This is a genomic window from Larkinella bovis (assembly GCF_042655385.1).
Classification (GTDB): domain Bacteria; phylum Bacteroidota; class Bacteroidia; order Cytophagales; family Spirosomataceae; genus Larkinella; species Larkinella bovis.
In genome coordinates, this window is the sequence record NZ_JBHSMA010000011.1 from 144,197 (window position 1) to 164,748 (window position 20,552).

A 20,552-nucleotide genomic window follows, 5' to 3' on the forward strand; every position below is an offset into this window, starting at 1 on the left:
CATGCTTCCGGTTTTTAAGCTGTCAAACGGCCCCCTTCCTTTACTGGCCTTTCACGGTATTGGCCAGACTCACCGGGTTTTTGAACCACTGGCGCAGGCCCTGGAAGGGCGGTATTCGGTTTATGCCTTTGATTTGTTTTTTCACGGAGAGCAGCCCGTGCAGGGCGTCGGTGATGTGCTTACCAAAGAAGCCTACCGCGCACTTATTCATGCGTTTCTCCAACAACACCAGATTGAGCGGTTTGCTGTCCTCGGTTTCAGCATGGGCGGGCGGTTTGCTTTGGCCACGGCCGAACTTTTCCACGCACGCATCGACGAGTTGGTGCTGATTGCCCCCGACGGAATCACGATCAGTCCGTGGTATCGACTGGCTACCGGGACGGGTGTAGGCCGGATCTTATTCCGTTATTTTCTTAACCATGTCCCGCTGCTGCACCGGTTTGGGCAGTTTTTTATTTCCATCGGTCTGATCAACCGCAGTGTCTTACGGTTTGCCGAAAACATGCTGGCGACTGCTGAACAGCGGAAAATGGTCTACAACTCCTGGATTTATTTCCGGAAACTTCGCTTCGAACCTCGGTACCTGGCTACCCTGTTTAATCAAAAGCCGATCCGCATTCGTTTTTTTACCGGTTACTTTGATCAGGTGGTTCCCACGTCTTTTCTGACGCCCCTGATCAATTCCCTTCCGACCTACGAACTAACGGTTTTGAAAACCGGCCATCACCGGCTGATCGAAAAAGTGGCCAAACGCCTTTAGCGGTTTAAGGCCCGATTTAACACCACATACAAGCCCACAACGGACGCCAGCAGCAGAACCCCGATTGAAATCTGTGTCCAGTTTCCCGCGTTCGGATTTTCAATTAACGTCTGGATTTCCTTCGCCTGCTGGGCCGTCCAAACTGCAATGAACGTCCGGGGAATCATACCCAGAAAACCGCCTAATAGAATATTTCGCAGCCGTGCCCCGGACAAGGCAAAGACCAGATTGGTCACCGCAAAGGGCAAAACCGGCGACAGTTTGGTAAAGAAAATTACTTTCAGCTCCTGTTCCCGAATCTGCTCCAGAACCTTTTTGGCCTTCTGGTTTTCTTCGATAAAGCGAACAAACCGGTCCTGATCGACCCAATTAATCATCCGGTTTACCAACAGAATGCAAATCATGTTCAGCGCGAAAAGTGGCAAAAGGGAATTCCAGCCCAGAAAATAACCGAAGATCAGGGCCAGAAAAGTCGGTGGCGTCAGGGCAAAAGCGGATGTGAGGCAACAGGCAGCCGTCAAACCCAGCCATTCCCAGGCATTAAATTGGGCAATCACCGGTTCGTACGAAACCGTCAGATACGTGAGCACCGAACTGAATAAGACCGGCACAACCGACAAAATCAATCCTATCAGCGCCGGGCCCGATAATACTTTTAACTGTACTTTTTTCACGCGACAAACTTACGGGATTTCCAGGCAATGACTGGCACCATTTGTAAAACCGTGTTACATTCGGGTATGAAATTCGCAACCAAAGCCATCCACGCCGGTGTCGAACCGGATCCCACCACGGGGGCCATTATGACGCCCATCTACCAGACTTCGACCTACGTCCAGGAGTCGCCGGGCAAACACAAGGGCTACGAGTACGCCCGCACCCAAAACCCGACCCGAACGGCCCTGCAAAATAACCTGGCCGCGCTCGAAAACGGCAAACACGGTATTTGCTACGCATCCGGGCTGGCCGCGACCGATGCCATCCTGAAGCTGTTCAAACCGGGCGACGAGATTATCGCCAGCAACGATCTGTACGGCGGTACGTACCGGATTATGGTGCGGGTTTTTCAGGAATACGGCATCAAATTCAACTTCATCGGGCTGGAAAATCCGTCGGCACTGGAAGGGGCCATGACGCCCGCGACGAAGATGGTCTGGATCGAAACGCCCACGAATCCGCTGCTGCGCATCGTTGACATCAAAGCGATTGCGGCCATTACGAAAGCCAAAAATACGCTGCTGGTGGTCGATAATACGTTTGCGTCGCCGTATCTGCAAAACCCGCTGGATCTGGGTGCCGACCTTGTGATGCATTCCGTGACGAAATACCTCGGTGGCCACTCCGATACGGTCATGGGCGCCATTGTGCTCAATGACGACGAAATCACGAAGCGGCTCGAATTTATCCAGAATGCCTGCGGGGCCGTTCCGGGGCCGCAGGATTGTTTTCTGGTGTTGCGCGGGATCAAAACGCTGCACATCCGGATGCAGCGGCATTGCGAAAACGCCCTAAAAATTGCGCAGTATTTACGCCAGCACCCGAAAGTCAGCCAGGTAAATTATCCGGGGCTGGAAGATCACCCGCAGCACGAACTGGCGAAGCGGCAAATGCGCGGTTTTGGCGGTATGGTGTCCTTTGAACTGCACGGTGACTCGCTGCCGGAAGCCGTGCGCGTGATGGAAAGTTTCAAAGTGTTTTCGCTGGGCGAATCGCTGGGCGGTGTCGAGTCGCTCTGTACGCACCCGGCTTCGATGACCCACGCCAGCATTCCGAAAGAAGAGCGCGAAAAGAACGGCCTGAAAGACACCCTGATCCGCCTGAGCGTCGGGATTGAAGACGCCGACGATCTGATGGCTGATCTGGCGCAGGCGATTGGCTAACGTACCCCCGGACTTTAGTCCGTGTGATTTTCAGCATTTCCAGAGCGATAAGTCACTTGAATCACACGGACTAAAGTCCGGGGGTACTTAAAACCGGATTCTCACCCCCGCCAGAAAATTCCGGCCGGCCTGCGGATAGTAGAAGTTTTCCGTAACGGTTTTTCCCTCCGCAATGTAGCTGTAGGTGTAACCGTTTGACTCGTAGAGTTCGCCCAAAACGTTGTTAAGCAGCAATGAAAACGCGATTTCGTTCATGCCTTTGGGCTTCACCGTATAAATAAACCGCAGATCGTTGACGAAATACGCGTCCAGCTTACGGTTTTCGCTGGAGGTGTTGTCCATGTACTGCTTCCCGACATATTTCGACAGCAAGCCTAGTTCCAGCCCTTTCACCGGGGTATAGAGCAATTGCGAGCCAACAATCGTGTTCGGAGCAAACGCAATGTCGGTGTTGGTATAGCGATTCACATGCTGCTCTCCGGTATCATAATCATCCAGGAACTCCGTAAAAGCTTTTACTTTATTCTGACTGAAGGTTGCATTGACGTTCCAGCGCAGGTTTTTGGCCAGGACGGTTCCGGCTTCCAGTTCAATGCCGGCGCGGTAACTATTCGGTACGTTTACCCGGTTTTGCGCCCCCACATCGTTGATCTGACCGGTCAATACCAGCTCGTTTTTATACTTCATGTAATACAGGTTGGCCGAAAAAGCCATTCGCTGGGATTGCAGCTTGTAACCCGCTTCCCAATCGTTCAGCCGTTCGGCTTTCGGACGGCTGGCGGGCGTCGATTGGGTGTAATCGTTGCGGTTGGGTTCGCGGTGTCCCACACCGAATGAGGCATACACGCTGCTGCGGTCATTGAGCGCATAGGTAATGCCGGCTTTGGGATTGAAAAAGCTCAGGTTATCGTCCTGTTGCACATTGCGGAGCTGGTTGTCAAAGCCCAGAAACGAATACCCAACGGTCCGAACCTGCAAATCAACGAAGGCATTGAGTTTGGAGCTAAACTGGTAATAGGCCTTTCCGTAGAGGTTAAAATCGGTTTTGGTAGCGTCGTTGTTGTAATACCGGTGCCGGATGTCGCTGGTGCTGGCAAACCGGGCCCAGATGACCTCTCCAAAATGCTTGCCGGTATACTGATTCCAGCCCCCGCCGATGTTGGCCGTCAGTTTGCCGAAACTGTTGTAATCCAGCGAAAAAACCGCCCCGTAGAAGTCATTATCCAGCCAGCGCCGGCGAATCAGATCCGTGCGGCTGATGGTCGAATCGCCGATCACGACGTTCGGCAAACCGTAATCCGACAGGCGGTTATTGGCCCGGAACTGTTCGTAATAGCCTCGGCCTTTGGTGTAGTGCAACGACGCATTCAGACGCCAGTTTTTGCTCAACTCATGCGAACTAATCAACTGGTAATGATCCTGTTGATAATTATCGACCTCATTTTCGTAGGTGTAGGCATTGTAGGTCCGGTTAGTTTTCAGCAGGCTTTCCGGCACCCCATCCCAGGCCTGGTACGTTTTTTCCATACCCGAGAACACATTGAGCCGCACAAAGCTTTTCTTACCGTACCAGCCGCCCGACAGGTAAAACGATTTCAGGTTCGACGATGCCCGGTCGATATACCCGTCCGACACGATTCTGGACAGTCGCGCATCGACCACAAAGTGATTACTCAGCAAACCGGAACCGGCTTTTACGGTGGTTTTCAGCGTATTGAACGAGCCCCCAGACACATCCACCTCGCCGTACGGATTGCGTTCCAGACTGTTGGTTTGTACGTTAACCGAAGCACCGAAGGCCCCCGCGCCGTTGGTCGAGGTGCCCACGCCCCGCTGAATCTGAATACTGCTGACCGATGAGGCAATATCCGGCATATTGACCCAGAACGTACCCTGCGATTCGGCGTCATTGTACGGAATTCCGTTGACGGTTACATTAACCCGCGTCGCATCCGAACCGCGAATCCGAAAACCGGTATAGCCGACGCCCGCACCCGCGTCGGAGGTGGTCACCAGCGACGGCGTAAAATTCAGCAGCAGCGGAATATCCTGCCCCAGATTCTGCTTCGTCAGCTCTTTGCCGGAAACGTTCGTGTAGGCAATCGCCGACTTCTGGTTGGCGCGCGTGGCACTGACCACTACCTCATCGACAACGACGACCGTTTTGGTCAGCGAAACCGTAATCTGAGCATCCTGATTCAATTCAACGGTTTTTAAAACTGGCTCATAACCCAGCAGAGAGATGCGTAATTGGGTGGTGCCCGGTTTCAAATTCGTCAGACGGAATGCGCCGTTGGCATCCGCAAATGTGCCTTTATACGTGCTTTCGACTGTAACCGCTGCACCGGGTAACACCCCGCCGTCGGCATCGTTGATGGTTCCGGAAATGGAAAATTGCGCCCAGGCGGGCAGACTGGCGAGCAAAAAAACCGCCGAGAGTAAGCTTAGGTTGACGAAATACAGCCTAACCGTCACATTTTTCATGGTATACGAAATGTTCACGACAGGCAAGGGGCCGACCTATCTACTGGATGTATGTGGTAAAATGAAACTTAACGAACTTAGGTTCGTCGGTACGTTCCCTTCGCCGGCATTACCCGGTGCAGGTTCAATGGGTATAATCTCAGCCCGTTGTATTAAGGCACCCCTTATGTAAGATTAAGCGATGCAAAGGTAAGCGTGGAAATGGTACAAAAAAGCATTTTGCCGAAATATTGAACGACAATGAACTGTATCTGAAATTTAAATGTATATACATTAAATGTCGATACAATTAAATAAATTTGTCATATTACTTTTAAAACTCCCGCAATCATGGAAACGCTCGTCAATGGATTACACCACGTTACGGCTCTGGCCGGCGATGCCCAGGGTAATGTTGATTTTTACACGCACATTCTGGGATTACGGCTGGTCAAAAAAACCATCAACTTCGATGCGCCGGATGTTTACCACCTGTACTACGGGGACGAAACCGGGTCGCCGGGGAGTATCCTGACGTTTTTTCCGTACGGTAAAAGCTTTCCCCGGGGCCGGAAGGGTGGGGGGCAACTGACCTATACGGCGTTTTCGGTTCCGACGGCTTCGCTGAGTTTCTGGATCAATCGGCTGCATGAATTCAATATTGCCTTTACAGGTCCTTACCAACGCTTTAACGAAACCTACCTGCGGTTTGAGGATTTCGACGGCATGGGCATCGAACTGGTGGCGCACGACAACGACTCCCGGCCCGGCTGGTCGAACGGTTTTATTCCCCTCGAACACGCCGTCAAAGGTTTCCATACCGTCACGTTAAACGAGTTCAACGTGGATGATACGGTTACCTTATTAACCGAATCGCTGGGACATACTCTCGTCGCCGAAGAGGCCGGTTTGTTCCGGTTTCAGGCCGGGAAAGGCGGTTCCGGGAATTACGTGGATGTGAAACATTCACCCACCGATGTTCGGGCGCAGCAGGGCAACGGTTCGGTGCACCACGTTGCTTTCTCAACCGATAGCGACGAATCACAGATCGTGCTGCAACAACAACTGCTGGAAGCCGGTTATCACGTGACACCCGTTCAGGATCGGAATTATTTCCACAGCATTTATTTCCGCGAACCGGGCGGTATTTTGTTCGAAGTAGCGACCAACCCGCCGGGATTTGCCGTCGATGAACCCGTTGCGGACTTGGGGAAAACGCTTAAATTGCCCGAGTGGTACGAACCCCGTCGTGCAAAAATTGAAGCGGCATTACCGAAAATTGAAGTGAAATAACGGACAGGGGCAGAAGGTACGATGAATACCTTTTGCCCTTACTTTATCCTAAACACGATGATACACGATCCTAATAACTTCCTTACCGCCGGAAAACCGCTGGAAAAAGCCGCAAAAGTGATGGTTATGGTACACGGGCGGGGGGCCTCCGCGCGGGATATTCTGTCGTTGTCAGAATATATTACCGATGATAACTTTGCGTTTATCGCCCCGCAGGCCCATCAGGGCACCTGGTATCCGTATTCGTTCCTGAGCCCCATCGAACAGAACGAGCCCCATCTGTCGTCGGCCCTGCAGGTGCTGAGCAGTCTGCGCGCCCGGCTGCAGTCGGACTATAACTTCAAAACACCCCAGATTTTCTGGCTCGGTTTTTCGCAGGGTGCCTGTCTGGCGCTGGAATTTGTGGCCCGCAATGCGATGCCATACGGCGGGGTTTTCGGGCTGAGTGGCGGTTTGATCGGCCCGCCGGGAACGCCCCGGCTGTACGACGGCGAACTGGAAGAAACACCGGCTTTTCTGGGGTGCAGCGACATCGATCCGCACATTCCGAAAGACCGCGTCATCGAGTCGGAAGGCGTGTTCCGGGCTATGGGTGCCCAGGTGAAAATGAAATTATATCCAAATTTTCCGCATTCAGTCAACGAAGATGAGTTAAAGATTGTTAACCAGTTAATTGCCGGTTCGCCGACCTCCGGCGCACCCATTCGTGAGTTGTACACTTAAAACTACCACGTCCGATGAGTCAGTTTATGGTAGAAATCAATCTTCCGGCCGAAATGACCGAGGAGTTTACGGTAAAAATTCCGCACCAGCGTTTGAAAGTCAATGAATTGATGGAAAACGGCAAGCTGTTGACGTATGCCTTGTCCTTCGACCGCCAGAAACTATGGTGCGTCGTCAAGGCCCAGACGGAATTTGAAGCAATGGAAATCATCTCGGAATTTCCGTTGATCAACTTTATGGACCCGACCATTACGGAACTGATGTTCAATAATATCGTTTCATTACGAATGCCCTTGTTTTCACTGAATTGACTACTTTTGCCGGGTCATTTTTCCCGTTTCGCATGGCCAATTTTAAATTCGTTCAATCGGATTCAGACCTGAAACCGTACGCCGATTTTCGGCTGGCACGGATCGACGGTCAGCACGCTAAAACCCTGAAATCATTCTACGAGCAACTCGCCCGTGAGCTGCGGTTTCCGGCCGAGTTTGAATTCGGCCTGGAGTCGCTCGACGACGCCCTGAACGATCTGGATTGGCTGGTTGAGGATAAAATTGCGGTTTATATTACCGATACCGACGCTTTTTTGTCGCAGGAAAAAAGTGACGTCAAAAAAATTGATTTGCTGAACATTCTGGATGCCGCTGCCGAAGACTGGAAATGGGTTGATGAGGAAGAAGAGGGGGTTGCGGTCCGGCAGCTGGTGTTTCTGTTTCAGCCCAGCGATTCGTTGGTGACTCTCTTTGAAAAAGAGGATTTTGCCTACGACCGCACCGTTTAAGTTTGCAACAAAAACCGTCTATCCACGGTTAATTGGGTGCTTTTGCCGCATGGAGATTTTCGTCCCTGCGGCTTTTGGTATTTTATATTTTCTATGAAAGTAGCCGATTTTATTACGCTTTATACCGAAGATAGTTTCATCAAAATCATTGGTGAACAATTCCGCCAGCCACATTCCAACGAACCGGCCCGCATTCAATTGAAAGGCATTACGGGCAGCCTCGATGCCGTGCTGGCTGCGTCTGTTTACCGCCTGCATCCCTCCACGTTTTTATTTGTTTTGAGCGATCGGGAAGAGGCTTCTTATTTCTATAACGATTTGCAGAATCTGCTGGGCGAAGACGTCTTGTTTTTTCCGATGTCGTATAAAAAACCGTATCAGTACGAAGAGGTGGAAAACGCCAACGTTCTGATGCGGGCCGAAGTGCTGAATAAACTGAATGCTGAGGCCAACAAAAACGTCGTTGTTGTAACCTATCCGGAAGCGTTATCGGAAAAAGTGATTAACAAACGATCGTTGCGGGCCAACACCTGGTCCGTCAAAACCGGTGATAAACTGGATGCCAATTTCATCAACGAACTGCTCAATAGTTACGACTTCGAAAAAACCGACTTTGTGTACGAAGCCGGCCAGTTTTCGATCCGTGGGGGGATTATCGACGTATTTTCCTTTGCCAGCGAGTTTCCGTACCGGATCGAACTGTTCGGCGATGAGATTGAAACCATCCGGCTTTTCAACCCCGAAAGCCAGCTGTCCACTGATCGGGTCGATCACATCAGCATCATTCCCAACATCGAAAATAAGCTGATTCACGAGACGCGTGAACCGTTTCTGGAATTCTTCCCGAATACGGCCACGCTCTGGTTTAAAGACGTGGAACTGACGCTCGAAATCATCGACAAGAATTTCGAGAAAGCCGAGCAAAGTCTGGCCAGCCTGGTCGGCGGCAAAGGTGGCATTCAGGTGGTTTCGGACCCGAACGTGCTGTTCGAAACCCGCCGGGGTTTGCTGAACCAGATCAAAACGTTTCGGACGGTGGAATTTGGCCGCCGGTTTTATTTCAAAACGGAAGAAAAGATTACGTATTCGTCCAAGGCGCAGCCGTCGTTTAACAAAGATTTCAAGCGGCTGGTCGACAATCTGGCGGACAACCAGTCGAAAGGCTACACCAACCTCATTGCGGCCGAGTCGTACAAGCAGCAGGAGCGGCTGAAAACCATTTTCGAAGAACTCGATCCGTTTCTCAAATTCCAGTCGCTCAGTATTTCGCTGAAAGAAGGTTTCGTGGACGAGCAGACGAAAGTGGTTTGCTACACCGACCACCAGATTTTTGATCGCTACTACAAATACCGGGTCCGGGATAAATTCTCGAAATCGAAAGCGCTGACCTTGCGGGAACTTAAAACGCTTCAGCCGGGCGATTACGTAACGCACGTTGATCACGGCATCGGGCGGTTTGCGGGCCTGGAGAAAGTGGATGTCGGCGGTCGCGAGCAGGAAGCCATTCGGTTGATTTACCGCGACAACGACATTCTGCTGGTCAGTATTCATAGTTTGCACAAAATTGCGAAATACACCGGCAAGGAGGGAACTCCGCCCGTGATGAGCAAACTCGGTTCGCAGGAGTGGGAGTTGAAAAAATCGCGGGTCAAGAAGCAGGTCAAGGACATTGCCAAGGAGCTGATTTCGCTCTACGCCAAACGGCGGCAGGCCCCCGGTTTTGCCTTTTCGCACGATAGTTTTTTGCAGGCCGAACTCGAATCGTCCTTCATTTACGAGGATACACCGGATCAGGCCAAAGCCACGTCCGATGTCAAAGCTGACATGGAACAGGCTCACCCGATGGACCGGCTGGTGTGTGGTGATGTTGGTTTCGGCAAAACTGAGGTGGCCATTCGGGCGGCATTCAAAGCGGTAACGGACAACAAACAGGTGGCGGTTTTGGTACCAACCACTATTCTGGCCATGCAGCACCACAACACGTTCCGGGAGCGGCTGGCCGATTTTCCGGTTAAAATTGAATACATCAACCGGTTTCGGACGGCTACCCAGATCAAGGAAACCCTGAAACGAGTTGCTTCCGGCGAAACCGGTATTCTGATCGGTACGCACCGGATTGTCAATAAAGATATCAAATTCAAAGACTTAGGGTTACTGGTCATTGATGAAGAGCAGAAGTTTGGCGTCAAAACGAAAGATCGACTGAAAGAAATGCGGGTGGACGTGGATGTGTTGACGCTGACGGCGACGCCCATTCCGCGCACGCTGCATTTCTCGCTCATGGGCGCCCGTGACCTTTCGGTAATTGCAACACCACCACCGAACCGCCAGCCCGTGACGACCGAAATCCATACGTTCAGTGAAACCGTCATTCGGGATGCGGTCAGTTACGAAGTCCGGCGCGGTGGTCAGGTCTTTTTTGTTCACAATCGGGTCAGCGACATCGAGTCGATTGCCAACCTGATCATGCGGTTGGTGCCCGACGCCCGGGTTTCCGTAGCTCACGGCCAGATGGACGGTGACCGGCTGGAACGCGTCATGACCAAATTCATCGAAGGTGATTACGACGTGCTGGTTTCCACGAATATTATTGAATCCGGTTTGGACATTCCGAACGCCAATACGATTATCATCAACCAGGCGCACATGTTCGGGTTGTCGGACCTGCACCAGATGCGCGGTCGGGTCGGGCGGTCCAACAAAAAGGCGTTCTGTTACCTGATGACGCCTGCGGTTTCGGTGATTACATCCGACGCCCGCAAGCGGTTACAAACACTCGAAGATTTTTCCGAACTGGGTGAAGGCTTCAAGATTGCGATGCGCGACCTCGACATCCGGGGCGCCGGAAACCTGCTGGGTGCCGAGCAAAGCGGTTTTATCAATGATCTCGGTTTTGAAATGTACCACAAAATTCTGGATGAAGCCGTTCAGGAATTGAAAGAAACCGAGTTTAAGAACCTCTTCATGCCGAATGAGGACAGCCTGAAAACGCTGCTGCCCGATACGCTGATCGAGACGGATTTGCAGGTGTTGATTCCCGAAAAATACGTAGCCAATATCTCCGAGCGTTTGTCGTTGTATAACCAGCTGGATAACATTCAGAACCAGACGGAACTGTCGAATTTCGAGCGCTCGATGACCGACCGGTTTGGGCCGATGCCGGAAGAAGTCGGAAATCTCATCAAACTGGTGATGGTTCGCTGGAAGGCCGAGCGTTTGCAGTTCGAAAAATTGACGCTGAAGAATAATATCATGAAGGGAACCTTCGTTTCTTCTGGGAATGACGTTTTCTTCAATTCCGGGCAGTTTGGCAAAGTAATTGATTACGTCAAGAAAAATTCGGCAACCTGCTCATTAAAAGACTATAAAGGAAAGCTAATTTTTACGCAAAGAGACGTAAATACAGTCGATCAGATGGACGATGTGTTGAGTCAGATGGTGGAATGATAACCGGGAATTGTACTTCCGGTTGTTTGTAATCGTGAAAGTTTGCCTGACATACTGTAATTTTGAACTTCTATTAGGTACCAAATCGCAATGAATCGAAACCAACCATTACGTTCGATGGTCTACCTGCTGGCATTTGCCGCGGTATTAGGCGCGTGTAAGTCCAAGCACCCGACCAGCGTGAAACCGGGTAAGCAAAGTACGGCCACCGGGATTAACTATAACAAAGAGAATGGATTTCAGGTAGCGAAATACAGGGGTCAGACGGCAGGTCCGAACCTGGTGTTTATCGAAGGCGGGCGGTTTACAATGGGGGCGCTGGAAGAAGATGTCATGAACTCGCGCGATAACCGCGAGCGGACCGTCAGTATCCAGTCGTTCTACATGGATGAAACCGAGATCGCCAACATTCACTACCTTGAATACCTTGACGCGATTCAGCGCGATTCGTCGGAAGAAATTTACACCCGCGCCTTGCCCGACACGAACGTTTGGAAAAACCCGCTGTCGTATAACGATCCGTATGTAACGCAATACCTGCGCTTCCCCGGTTTCCGGTATTACCCGGTCGTTGGGGTGTCGTGGGAACAGGCTGTGGATTACTCTACCTGGCGGACGGATGCCGTGAACGCCAACCTGGCCCAGAAAGGCAGCTCAACAGGTAAGAAAAAAGGGTTCTCACTGAAACGGAAGAAGAAAGAAGAAGCGCCGGTTGCCGAAGCCGAGCAGCCCGTAGCGAAAAACTCGCAGACGACTGCATCCATGGAAAGCGGCAATGTGCTGCCGAACTACCGTCTGCCGTCGGAAGCCGAGTGGGAATACGCAGCGAAGGCCATGATCGGTACGCAATACATCGACGAGAATCAGTCCAATCAGCGGATCTATCCCTGGGATGGTTCGTCGGTCCGGAACGCCAAGAAAGGCCGCAAACAAGGCCAGATGCTGGCCAACTTCAAACGTGGTCGCGGTGACTATGCCGGTATCGCCGGAAAATCGAATGATGCCGCCATCATCACGGCCGAGATTTACACCTATCCGCCAAACGATTTCGGGCTCTATAACATGGCCGGTAACGTGAACGAATGGGTGTATGACGTGTACCGTCCGCTGTCGTACCAGGATATGAACGACCTGAACCCACTGCGCCGGGATGGATATCAGGATGAAGCGAAAAACTACGACACCAAAAACGGCAACTCGATTATTGACGATAAACTGCGGGTCTACAAAGGCGGTTCGTGGGCGGATGTATCCTACTGGCTGGCGCCCGGTACGCGCCGGTTTATGGCTCAGGATTCAGCCACGGCTACCATTGGTTTCCGGTGCGCTATGATTGCCGGTGGACGGAATAAGTAATCCCTGACATTCCGGACCCTGCCAGGCGGCCACTCGATTATCGGGTGGCCGCCATTGTTATAATCCCGACTGATTGACTGTTAGCGGCCACTAAGGAGGCCGTACAGGCCTCCAGGGTAGCTCCGGTAGTCAGAACGTCGTCCACCAGCAAGATGCGCTTATTCGCGACAAAATCGGGGTTCTTCACGCGAAAAACCGTGTTGACGTTTTCCCAGCGACTCAAGCGGTTTTTCCCGGTCTGGCTTAGCGTGTAGTGTGTGCGCATCAATGCCTGATCGCTCCACGGAATTTCCAGGGCTTCGGACAGTCCCATGGCAAACCAGTCGCTCTGGTTGTACCCACGCTGTCGCAATTTGGCCGGGTGCAGCGGTACGCCCACAATCAGGTCAATCTGTTCGTGGAGGTCGTATTCGGTTTTGAGCTGATGACCGTACCAACGCCCCAGGACATGCCCCAGTTCTTTGTGGCCCCGGTATTTCAACGCGTGAATCACCCGCTGGGTTTTGCCTTTCCTGGTAAAATAGAGATACGCAAACACAAATTCTACCAGCACTTTGCCGGCAAACCGGTTTTGCCCTGCCACCAGTGCTTCACCCCGGTGCTGGCCCGTTTCCGGTAACGCGAGCCGGCAGGCCGTGCAAATGAATTCTTCCTGTTGCTGGAGGGTATTCCGGCAAAGGAGACACGGTTGGGGATAAAACAGATTGAGCAGGTCTTCAAACCCGCTTTTGATAAGTTTTCCAATGATTTTCACGAACTTAGTTAAGCGTAACGGTTTTCATGCAACAACGCCGATCGGCGCGTCCTCTTTTGTACTGCTACATGTGACGGACACGGGCGTAAAAAGTCATAAAACCGGGACCAAAAACACCCATAATTTTTATAAAAATGATTACGCAGGAAATTGAACAGGAGTGGGAGCAGGTGCTGGATTATCTGGAACAAACCGTCGGCAAACGCCCGGCAGATTTAAATAGTGTTTTATTTCTGATTGGGGTGCAGGAACTCGGCCGGGGAACGCAGGTTTTCACGAAGGAGCAAAAGCAGGACCTGATGCACATTGCCATCTGCAAGATTCTGAGTTTGTCCGGTTATTATGAACTGGTCGGCACCGATCAGGACGGCTGGCCCCACTGGAAACTGGTGCAGAAAGTCCCCCATATCGACTTGTTGACGCAGGAAAACTTTCTAAAACTCCACGTCATTAAATACTTTGGCGAATACCTCGACCTGCCCGAAAATAACCCGGCTGGTCCAGCGGATAAAATTGTCTAACGATCTTTGTCGTTATGACGAGGAAGTTAATTATCAATTGATTATATTCATTTTCCGTTAGGAATCCTCAGACTACCCGAGCAGTATTAACCCTTTACGAATACACCGATGCAGATGCAAGAATCGATTCAAACGCTGCTGCTGCGTATTGAAGAATACCGAAAGAAATTTTACATCAACCAGATCGCCAAAGGGGCTATTTTCTTCATTGCCTTTTCGTTGTCGATCTATCTGCTGATGAACACGGCGGAGTTTTTTGGCCGGTTCAGCTCACCGGTGCGGGGGGCACTGTTTTTCGGGTCGCTGGCGGTCATGCTGCTGGCGTTATACTACTGGATCGTCAATCCGCTGGTGCATTTATACGGAATCGGCAAGTCGCTAACAAACGAAGAAGCCGCCCAGCAGATTGGCCGGTTTTTTCCGGAAGTAGGGGATAAGCTGCTCAACACCCTGCAATTACGCGCCCTCAACCGGCAGGAAAGTGATTTGCTGGAAGCCAGCATTAACCAGCGGTCGAAGCAACTGCTGTTTGTGCGGTTTGCCGATGCGATTCAGATCAATCAAAACCGCCGGTTTGTCAAATACGCGATTATTCCGGCTTTTATCATTGGCGGTTTGCTGCTGCTTTATCCGGCCTTCCTGACGAATTCTTCGAAGCGGATTATTAGCTATGATGAAGAATTTGCCGAAGAAGCGCCTTTTCAGTTTCAGTTACAAAACAAAGATCTAAAGGCCTTCCGGAATGAAGACTACACCCTTGAGCTGCAACTGAAGGGAAATGCGTTACCGCAGGATGTGTATCTGGTTTCGAACCAGACCCGGTTTAAGCTGAACAACGATGGCAACGGTCATTTCACCTATACCTTCGATAATGTGCAGCGCGACATTCCCTTCCGGTTTGAAGCGGTGGGATTCACGTCCCCGAACTTCAAACTGATCGTTCTGGACCGCCCCGGTTTGTTATCGTTTGATGTTAGTCTGGTTTATCCATCGTACCTGAACAAGCCTTCGGAACAGCTTTCCAACGTCGGCAACCTCCTGGTGCCGGAAGGAACCCAGGTTACCTGGCGGTTTTCGGCGGCTAATACCGACTCGGTTTTGATTCGGTTTGCCGGAGAACCACGAGGGCTGGTAGCCGATAAACAGTCATCGGAAGAGTTCGAATTTTCGCGAATGGTGAAGAAGTCCTCGATGTATTCGATCTCGCTGAAGAATAAAGTAGCTTCCAGCCGGGATAATATTCAGTACACGCTCAACGTCGTGAACGATAAATTCCCGCAGGTTTCGCTCGAAAATTTCAAGGATACAACTTTCTACAACTACGTCATGCTGGGCGGAACCATCACCGACGACTACGGTTTTTCGAACCTGAAGGTGATGTATAAAGTGATTCGGGCCGGGCAGGAGGCTCCGGAAAAATTCCTGACCCGCGCGATTCCGTTCAACCGCTCGACCTCGACCCAGAACTTTTATTACCAGTGGGGTCTCGACAGTTTGACTATGCAACCGGGCGATCGGCTGGAATATTTTGTTCAGGTATGGGATAATGATGTGATCAATGGGTATAAAACCGCCCGTTCGAGCTTCGCACAATTTGCCGTTCCGGACCAGCGGAAGCTCGCCGAAGAGGCCGAACGTTCGTCTGAAAAGACCGAGAACCAGATCAGTAAGACTCTATCGAAAGCTCAGCAGCTTAAAAAAGATCTGAATTCGCTCGAAAACCGCCTTCAGACGAAGAAAAACCTTGATTTTCAGGACAAAAAGCAGGCTGAAGATTTGCTGAAGAAGCGCGAAGAATTGCTGCAGGAATTGAAAGAATTACAGGAACAAAACAAAACCAACAACGAACGCCAGCAACGGTTTAACAATCAGAACCCGGAATTACTCCAGAAATTTGAGCAATTGCAGAAACTGATGAACGAGCTGATGGACCCCGAAACCCAGAAGCTTTATGAAGAATTAAAGAAGCTGCTCGAGCAAAAGCAGGATGACAAAATGATTGACATGCTCGACCGGCTGAAGAATAAAGAGAAAAATCTGGAGAAAGAACTAGAACGGGCCCTCGAACTTTTCAAGCAGCTTCAGATGGAACAGAAGATGGAAAATGCCATCAAAGACCTCGACAAGCAGGCCGAAAAGCAGGAAAAATTAGCCAGCGAAACCGAGAAAAAAGAAGATAAGCTGGCGAAGGACGAGAAATCTCAATCCAAAAAAGAGGATCCACAGGCGAAAAAAGATAGCGCCCAATCGAAAAAAGAGGATCAGCAGGCGAAGAAAGAGGACAGTGCCCAGTCTAAAAAAGACGATCAATCGGCGAAAAAAGATGAAAGCACCGACGCCAAGAAAAACCAGGAGGATGCTTCCAAAAAGGAAAATGCCGAATTGAGTAAGAAGCAGGAGGAGCTGAGCAAGGAGTTTGAGAAGACCAAGGAAGACCTGAAAGACATCGAAAAGATGGCTCAGGAAATGAAAAATCCGCAGGAGCAGGACATGCATCAGGACCTTCAGAACGAAATCAGCAACGATCAGAAGGAAAGTCAGCAGCAACTGGATCAGCAGCAGAACAGCAAAGCTTCGCAGGCCCAGAAGAAAGCCGCGAAGCAAATGAAGCAGCTCAGTGAGCAATTGCAGCAGCAAATGCAATCCTCCGAAATGGAAGAATCACAGGAAAATATGGATGATTTACGCGATATCCTGGAAAATCTGATTCAGCTTTCGTTCGATCAGGAACGGGTGATGAAGGATTTCAAGGCGGTTTCGCTGCAGGACCCGCGGTTCGTGAAGCTGGCGCAGGATCAGCTTAAACTACAGGATGATGCTAAAATCATTGAAGATAGTTTGTACGCGCTGGCCAACCGGGTCCTGCAGATTCAATCGTTTGTGACGCGGGAGTTGAATAGTATGAAGGGTTATATGGACGAAAGTGTCAAATACATTCGCGAACGTCGATTGAATGTCGCAACATCGAAACAGCAATTCGCGATGACCTCTATCAACAACCTGGCCCTGATGCTCAGTGATGTCTTCAAACAAATGCAGGAGCAGATGAGCCAGATGTCGGCGTCCAAACCTGGGAAAGGCAAGAAAAAGGGCAAAGGCAAGAGCATGGCAATGGGCGAAATGCAGAAGCAATTGAATGAACGTATGCAGCAACTCATGAAACAGGGCCAGAATCAGGGGCAGGGGGGGAAGAATGGCCGGGGTATGTCGGAAGAACTTTCCCGTCTGGCCGCGGAACAAGCCATGATGCGAAAAATGCTGAAAGAACTTCAGGATGCGCAAAAAGGTACCGAATTAGGAAAAAAGCTGAATGGTGAATTGAACGACATTATGAATAAAATGGATGAGACCGAAACCGATCTTGTCAACAAACGCGTCAATCAGAACACCCTGAAACGGCAGCAGGACGTTCTGGTGCGCCTGCTGGAATCCGAAAAAGCCATCAAGGAACAGGAGGAAGATATGCAACGCAAAGCCGAATCGGCAAAACCGGTGATGCGTAAACCGCCCCCGCAATACGAACAACTGGTGAAAGACAAGCAAAAACAAGTTGAATTGTTGCGCTCTGTTCCACCCGATTTCTCACCCTTTTACAAACGGGAAGTCGATTCGTATCTCAAAAAGTTAAAGTAAGTTAAGGGGCTTCGGCCCCTTTCTTTTTTGAATCTTTTCCGCGTAAAACGCGTTGATTTTAACAATCCTCACTTTTACGCGGATTTAATTTTTTATTTTTGTCTTCACGTTTTTTCTTCCATTGCTATGAAATGTTTCCACGTGGAACATTTTTTCAAACTTTTGTAAAATCTCAGAAAATATGTTCGATAAGTATGATGTCATTGTGGTCGGAGCGGGCCATGCCGGTTGCGAAGCAGCTACCGCAGCCGCCACGATGGGCTCGTCGGTTTTGCTGATTACCATGAACATGCAAACCATTGCCCAAATGTCGTGCAACCCTGCCATGGGTGGTGTGGCCAAAGGGCAAATCGTACGGGAAATTGATGCACTCGGCGGACAATCAGGAATTATCAGTGATAAATCCATGATTCAATTTCGTATGCTGAACCGTTCAAAAGGACCGGCCATGTGGAGTCCGCGTTGCCAGAGTGACCGCATGTTGTTCGCGGGTGAATGGCGTAAAACACTGGAAGAAACGCCTAACCTGGATTTCTGGCAGGATATGGTCACGGAAATTATCGTGAAAGATAAAAAAGTGGCGGGCGTGAAAACCAGCATGGGAATGGAAATTATGGCCGATTCGGTGGTGCTTACGAACGGAACATTTCTGAATGGCAAGATCTATATTGGTGAAAAAACCTTCGGGGGAGGGCGGACCGCCGAACGCTCGGCAACTGGTCTGACCGAACAACTGATCCGATTGGGCTTCGAAGCCGGCCGGATGAAAACCGGGACACCGCCCCGCGTTGATGGCCGGAGCCTCAACTATCAGTTGATGGAAGAGCAGCCCGGCGATGAGGAACCCGGCAAATTCTCCTACCTCGACACCCCTACATTAACCAAACAACGGCACTGCTGGATTACGTATACCAATCCCGAGGTTCACGAAATTCTGAAAACCGGCTTCGAGCGGTCGCCCATGTTTACGGGTCGCATCAAGGGGCTGGGCCCCCGGTATTGCCCGTCGGTGGAAGATAAAATCAACCGGTTTGCGGATAAGGACCGACACCAGATTTTTGTGGAACCCGAAGGCTGGGACACCGTGGAAGTATACGTAAACGGTTTTTCTACCTCCCTGCCGGAGGATGTCCAGATCAACGCTCTTCGAAAAATACCAGGCTTCGAAAATGCTAAGATGTTCCGGCCGGGTTATGCCGTGGAATATGACTATTTTCCGCCTACGCAGCTCAAGCAAACGCTGGAAACTCAGCTGATTGACGGGCTCTTTTTTGCGGGGCAGATCAATGGAACAACCGGTTATGAGGAGGCTGCCTGCCAGGGATTGATGGCCGGGATTAACGCCCACAACAAGGCGAAAGAATTGGACGAATTCACGCTGAAACGCTCCGAAGCCTACATCGGTGTTTTGATCGATGACCTTATCACGAAAGGCACGGAGGAGCCCTACCGGATGTTTACCTCCCGCGCCGAATACCGCACCATTCTGCGGCAGGACAATGCGGATTTACGGCTGACCGAAAAAGGGTACAAAATCGGCCTGGCGTCTAAAGAACGGTATGACTTGATGCAGACCAAACAGGCCAATGTTACAGCTATTCTGGACGAGATGAAGCAGATGCGGGTGCAGCCCGAAGCGATTAACGGCTTGCTCGACTCGCTCGGCAGCGCCCAGATCCGGGAAAAAACGTCGCCGTATTCGCTCCTGAGACGGCCGGAAATTAACCGGAAAGAACTCCATCTGCTGGGGGACACGGTGGCGGATTACCTCCGCACGTTCAATCAGGAAACCGTGGAAGAAGCGGTTATTTCGGTGAAGTATGAGAGCTACGTGGAGAAGGAGCGGCTCATGGTAGAGCGAACCGAGAAACTGGAAAGTTTGATCATCCGTCCTGATTTTGATTACGATCGGTTATCCGCATTATCGTTTGAAGGCCGCGAAAAACTGAAACGAATCCGCCCCCAAACCATTGGCCAGGCTTCGCGCATCAGCGGGGTGAGTGCCTCCGATATTTCTATTTTGATGGTTTATTTAGGACGGTAAACATGACGGTTGAGCACCTTATTGAATGCCCGGTTTGCGGAAGTCAGTCTTTCGTGAACTGGATGACTTGCAAAGATTACCTGGTTTCGGAGACGGATTTCATTATTCAGAACTGCGGAAAATGCGGTCTCAAGGCGACCAATCCCCGGCCCGTCGAAGGGGAAATCGGACGGTTTTACCAATCGGATGATTATATTTCGCACAGTGATACCCGCAAAGGAATCATCAGTCAACTCTACCATACCGTGCGTACGATAACCGTACGACAAAAGGTAAAACTGATTACCGATTTATCTCCGCAGAAAGGGCAACTGCTCGATATCGGCTGCGGATCCGGTTATTTTCTTTCGGCGAGTCAGCAGGCGGGCTGGAAAATTATGGGTACGGAACCCGATACAAACACCCGCCGGCAAGCCGCAGAACGGACGTATATTCAACTTAAACGATCGATTTTTGAGTTGGACGACACCCGAAAATTTGATGTGATTACCTTATGGCACGTGCTGGAACATATTCACGAATTACAGGAAACCCTGGACTGGATTCGGGCGCACACCCTTTCGAAAGGGCATGTGGTGATTGCCGTTCCGAATTATCACTCCTGGGATGCGAAGCATTATAAGCAGTTCTGGGCGGCTTATGATGTCCCCCGGCACCTGTATCATTTTTCTCCGGGCACGATGCGCACCTTGCTGAGCCGGTACGGTTTTGAAATTGTCCGGCAAAAGCCGATGCTGTTTGATGCCTTTTACGTCAACATGCTGAGCACCAAAAACCGGGATGGAAAACCGGCTTACCTTGAAAGTTTTTGGAATGGAATTCGTTCTAACTGGGCAGCTTATCAGAATGGCGGAAATTATTCCAGTTTGATCTACGTCGCACAGGCCCGATAATAAC

Annotated in this window: 15 protein-coding genes and 1 riboswitch; of the genes, 12 read left to right on the forward strand and 3 right to left on the reverse strand. The window is 50.7% G+C overall.

From position 1 onward, the window contains the following. Position 1 precedes the first annotated feature (1 nt). Complete coding sequence (locus ACFPMF_RS23440; RefSeq protein WP_379849676.1) at positions 2 to 760, forward strand: alpha/beta hydrolase; 759 nt, start codon at positions 2 to 4, stop codon at positions 758 to 760. Here ACFPMF_RS23440 and ACFPMF_RS23445 read toward each other — a convergent pair. Continuing rightward, complete coding sequence (locus tag ACFPMF_RS23445; protein ID WP_379849678.1) at positions 757 to 1,434, reverse strand: TVP38/TMEM64 family protein; 678 nt, start codon at positions 1,432 to 1,434, stop codon at positions 757 to 759. The genes ACFPMF_RS23440 and ACFPMF_RS23445 overlap by 4 nt on opposite strands. A gap of 66 nt (positions 1,435 to 1,500) precedes the next feature. Here ACFPMF_RS23445 and ACFPMF_RS23450 point away from each other — a divergent pair, with 66 nt between their 5' ends. Then, the gene (locus tag ACFPMF_RS23450) at positions 1,501 to 2,640 is read left to right on the forward strand and encodes a cystathionine gamma-synthase (RefSeq protein WP_379849680.1); all 1,140 of its coding nucleotides are present in this window, start codon (positions 1,501 to 1,503) and stop codon (positions 2,638 to 2,640) included. A gap of 87 nt (positions 2,641 to 2,727) precedes the next feature. Here the strand turns inward: ACFPMF_RS23450 and ACFPMF_RS23455 are convergent, their stop codons facing one another. Continuing rightward, positions 2,728 to 5,124, reverse strand: a complete 2,397-nt coding sequence (locus ACFPMF_RS23455; protein ID WP_379849682.1) for a TonB-dependent receptor — start codon at positions 5,122 to 5,124, stop codon at positions 2,728 to 2,730. A 77-nt stretch (positions 5,125 to 5,201) separates the two neighbouring features. After that, positions 5,202 to 5,299, reverse strand: a riboswitch (TPP riboswitch). Between the two features lie 155 nt (positions 5,300 to 5,454). Between ACFPMF_RS23455 and ACFPMF_RS23460 the strand changes: the two genes are divergently transcribed. From ACFPMF_RS23460 to ACFPMF_RS23485, 6 genes are all read left to right on the forward strand, one after another. Beyond that, complete coding sequence (locus ACFPMF_RS23460) at positions 5,455 to 6,396, forward strand: ring-cleaving dioxygenase (RefSeq protein ID WP_379849684.1); 942 nt, start codon at positions 5,455 to 5,457, stop codon at positions 6,394 to 6,396. A gap of 57 nt (positions 6,397 to 6,453) precedes the next feature. After that, positions 6,454 to 7,119 (forward strand): alpha/beta hydrolase, encoded by a 666-nt coding sequence (locus tag ACFPMF_RS23465; RefSeq protein ID WP_379849686.1) that lies wholly within the window; start codon positions 6,454 to 6,456, stop codon positions 7,117 to 7,119. Positions 7,120 to 7,133: 14 nt separating this feature from the next. After that, positions 7,134 to 7,430, forward strand: a complete 297-nt coding sequence (locus tag ACFPMF_RS23470; protein ID WP_379849688.1) for a muconolactone Delta-isomerase family protein — start codon at positions 7,134 to 7,136, stop codon at positions 7,428 to 7,430. Positions 7,431 to 7,462: 32 nt separating this feature from the next. Continuing rightward, on the forward strand, positions 7,463 to 7,900 hold the full coding sequence (locus tag ACFPMF_RS23475; RefSeq protein ID WP_379849690.1) for a barstar family protein: 438 nt from the start codon (positions 7,463 to 7,465) through the stop codon (positions 7,898 to 7,900). Positions 7,901 to 7,993: 93 nt separating this feature from the next. After that, positions 7,994 to 11,347, forward strand: a complete 3,354-nt coding sequence (mfd, locus tag ACFPMF_RS23480; RefSeq protein ID WP_379849692.1) for a transcription-repair coupling factor — start codon at positions 7,994 to 7,996, stop codon at positions 11,345 to 11,347. Between the two features lie 90 nt (positions 11,348 to 11,437). Further along, positions 11,438 to 12,703 carry an SUMF1/EgtB/PvdO family nonheme iron enzyme gene (locus ACFPMF_RS23485; protein WP_379849694.1) on the forward strand — a complete coding sequence of 422 codons (1,266 nt, stop codon included), beginning with the start codon at positions 11,438 to 11,440 and terminating at the stop codon, positions 12,701 to 12,703. 37 nt (positions 12,704 to 12,740) lie between these two features. On the opposite strand, the gene ACFPMF_RS23490 is transcribed toward ACFPMF_RS23485, so the two are convergent. Further along, entirely contained in the window at positions 12,741 to 13,457 is a 717-nt protein-coding gene (locus ACFPMF_RS23490) for a ComF family protein (protein WP_379849696.1), read from the reverse strand. Positions 13,458 to 13,591: 134 nt separating this feature from the next. Here ACFPMF_RS23490 and ACFPMF_RS23495 point away from each other — a divergent pair, with 134 nt between their 5' ends. From ACFPMF_RS23495 to ACFPMF_RS23510, 4 genes are all read left to right on the forward strand, one after another. Further along, positions 13,592 to 13,978: a hypothetical protein gene (locus tag ACFPMF_RS23495; protein WP_379849698.1), complete on the forward strand. Its 387-nt coding sequence runs from the start codon at positions 13,592 to 13,594 to the stop codon at positions 13,976 to 13,978. A 108-nt stretch (positions 13,979 to 14,086) separates the two neighbouring features. Next, positions 14,087 to 17,611, forward strand: coding sequence for a DUF4175 family protein (locus tag ACFPMF_RS23500; RefSeq protein ID WP_379849700.1), 3,525 nt, complete (start codon positions 14,087 to 14,089; stop codon positions 17,609 to 17,611). 181 nt (positions 17,612 to 17,792) lie between these two features. After that, entirely contained in the window at positions 17,793 to 19,655 is a 1,863-nt protein-coding gene (mnmG, locus tag ACFPMF_RS23505; RefSeq protein WP_379849702.1) for a tRNA uridine-5-carboxymethylaminomethyl(34) synthesis enzyme MnmG, read from the forward strand. Between the two features lie 62 nt (positions 19,656 to 19,717). Then, positions 19,718 to 20,548, forward strand: a complete 831-nt coding sequence (locus ACFPMF_RS23510) for a class I SAM-dependent methyltransferase (protein WP_379849704.1) — start codon at positions 19,718 to 19,720, stop codon at positions 20,546 to 20,548. Positions 20,549 to 20,552: the final 4 nt, after the last annotated feature.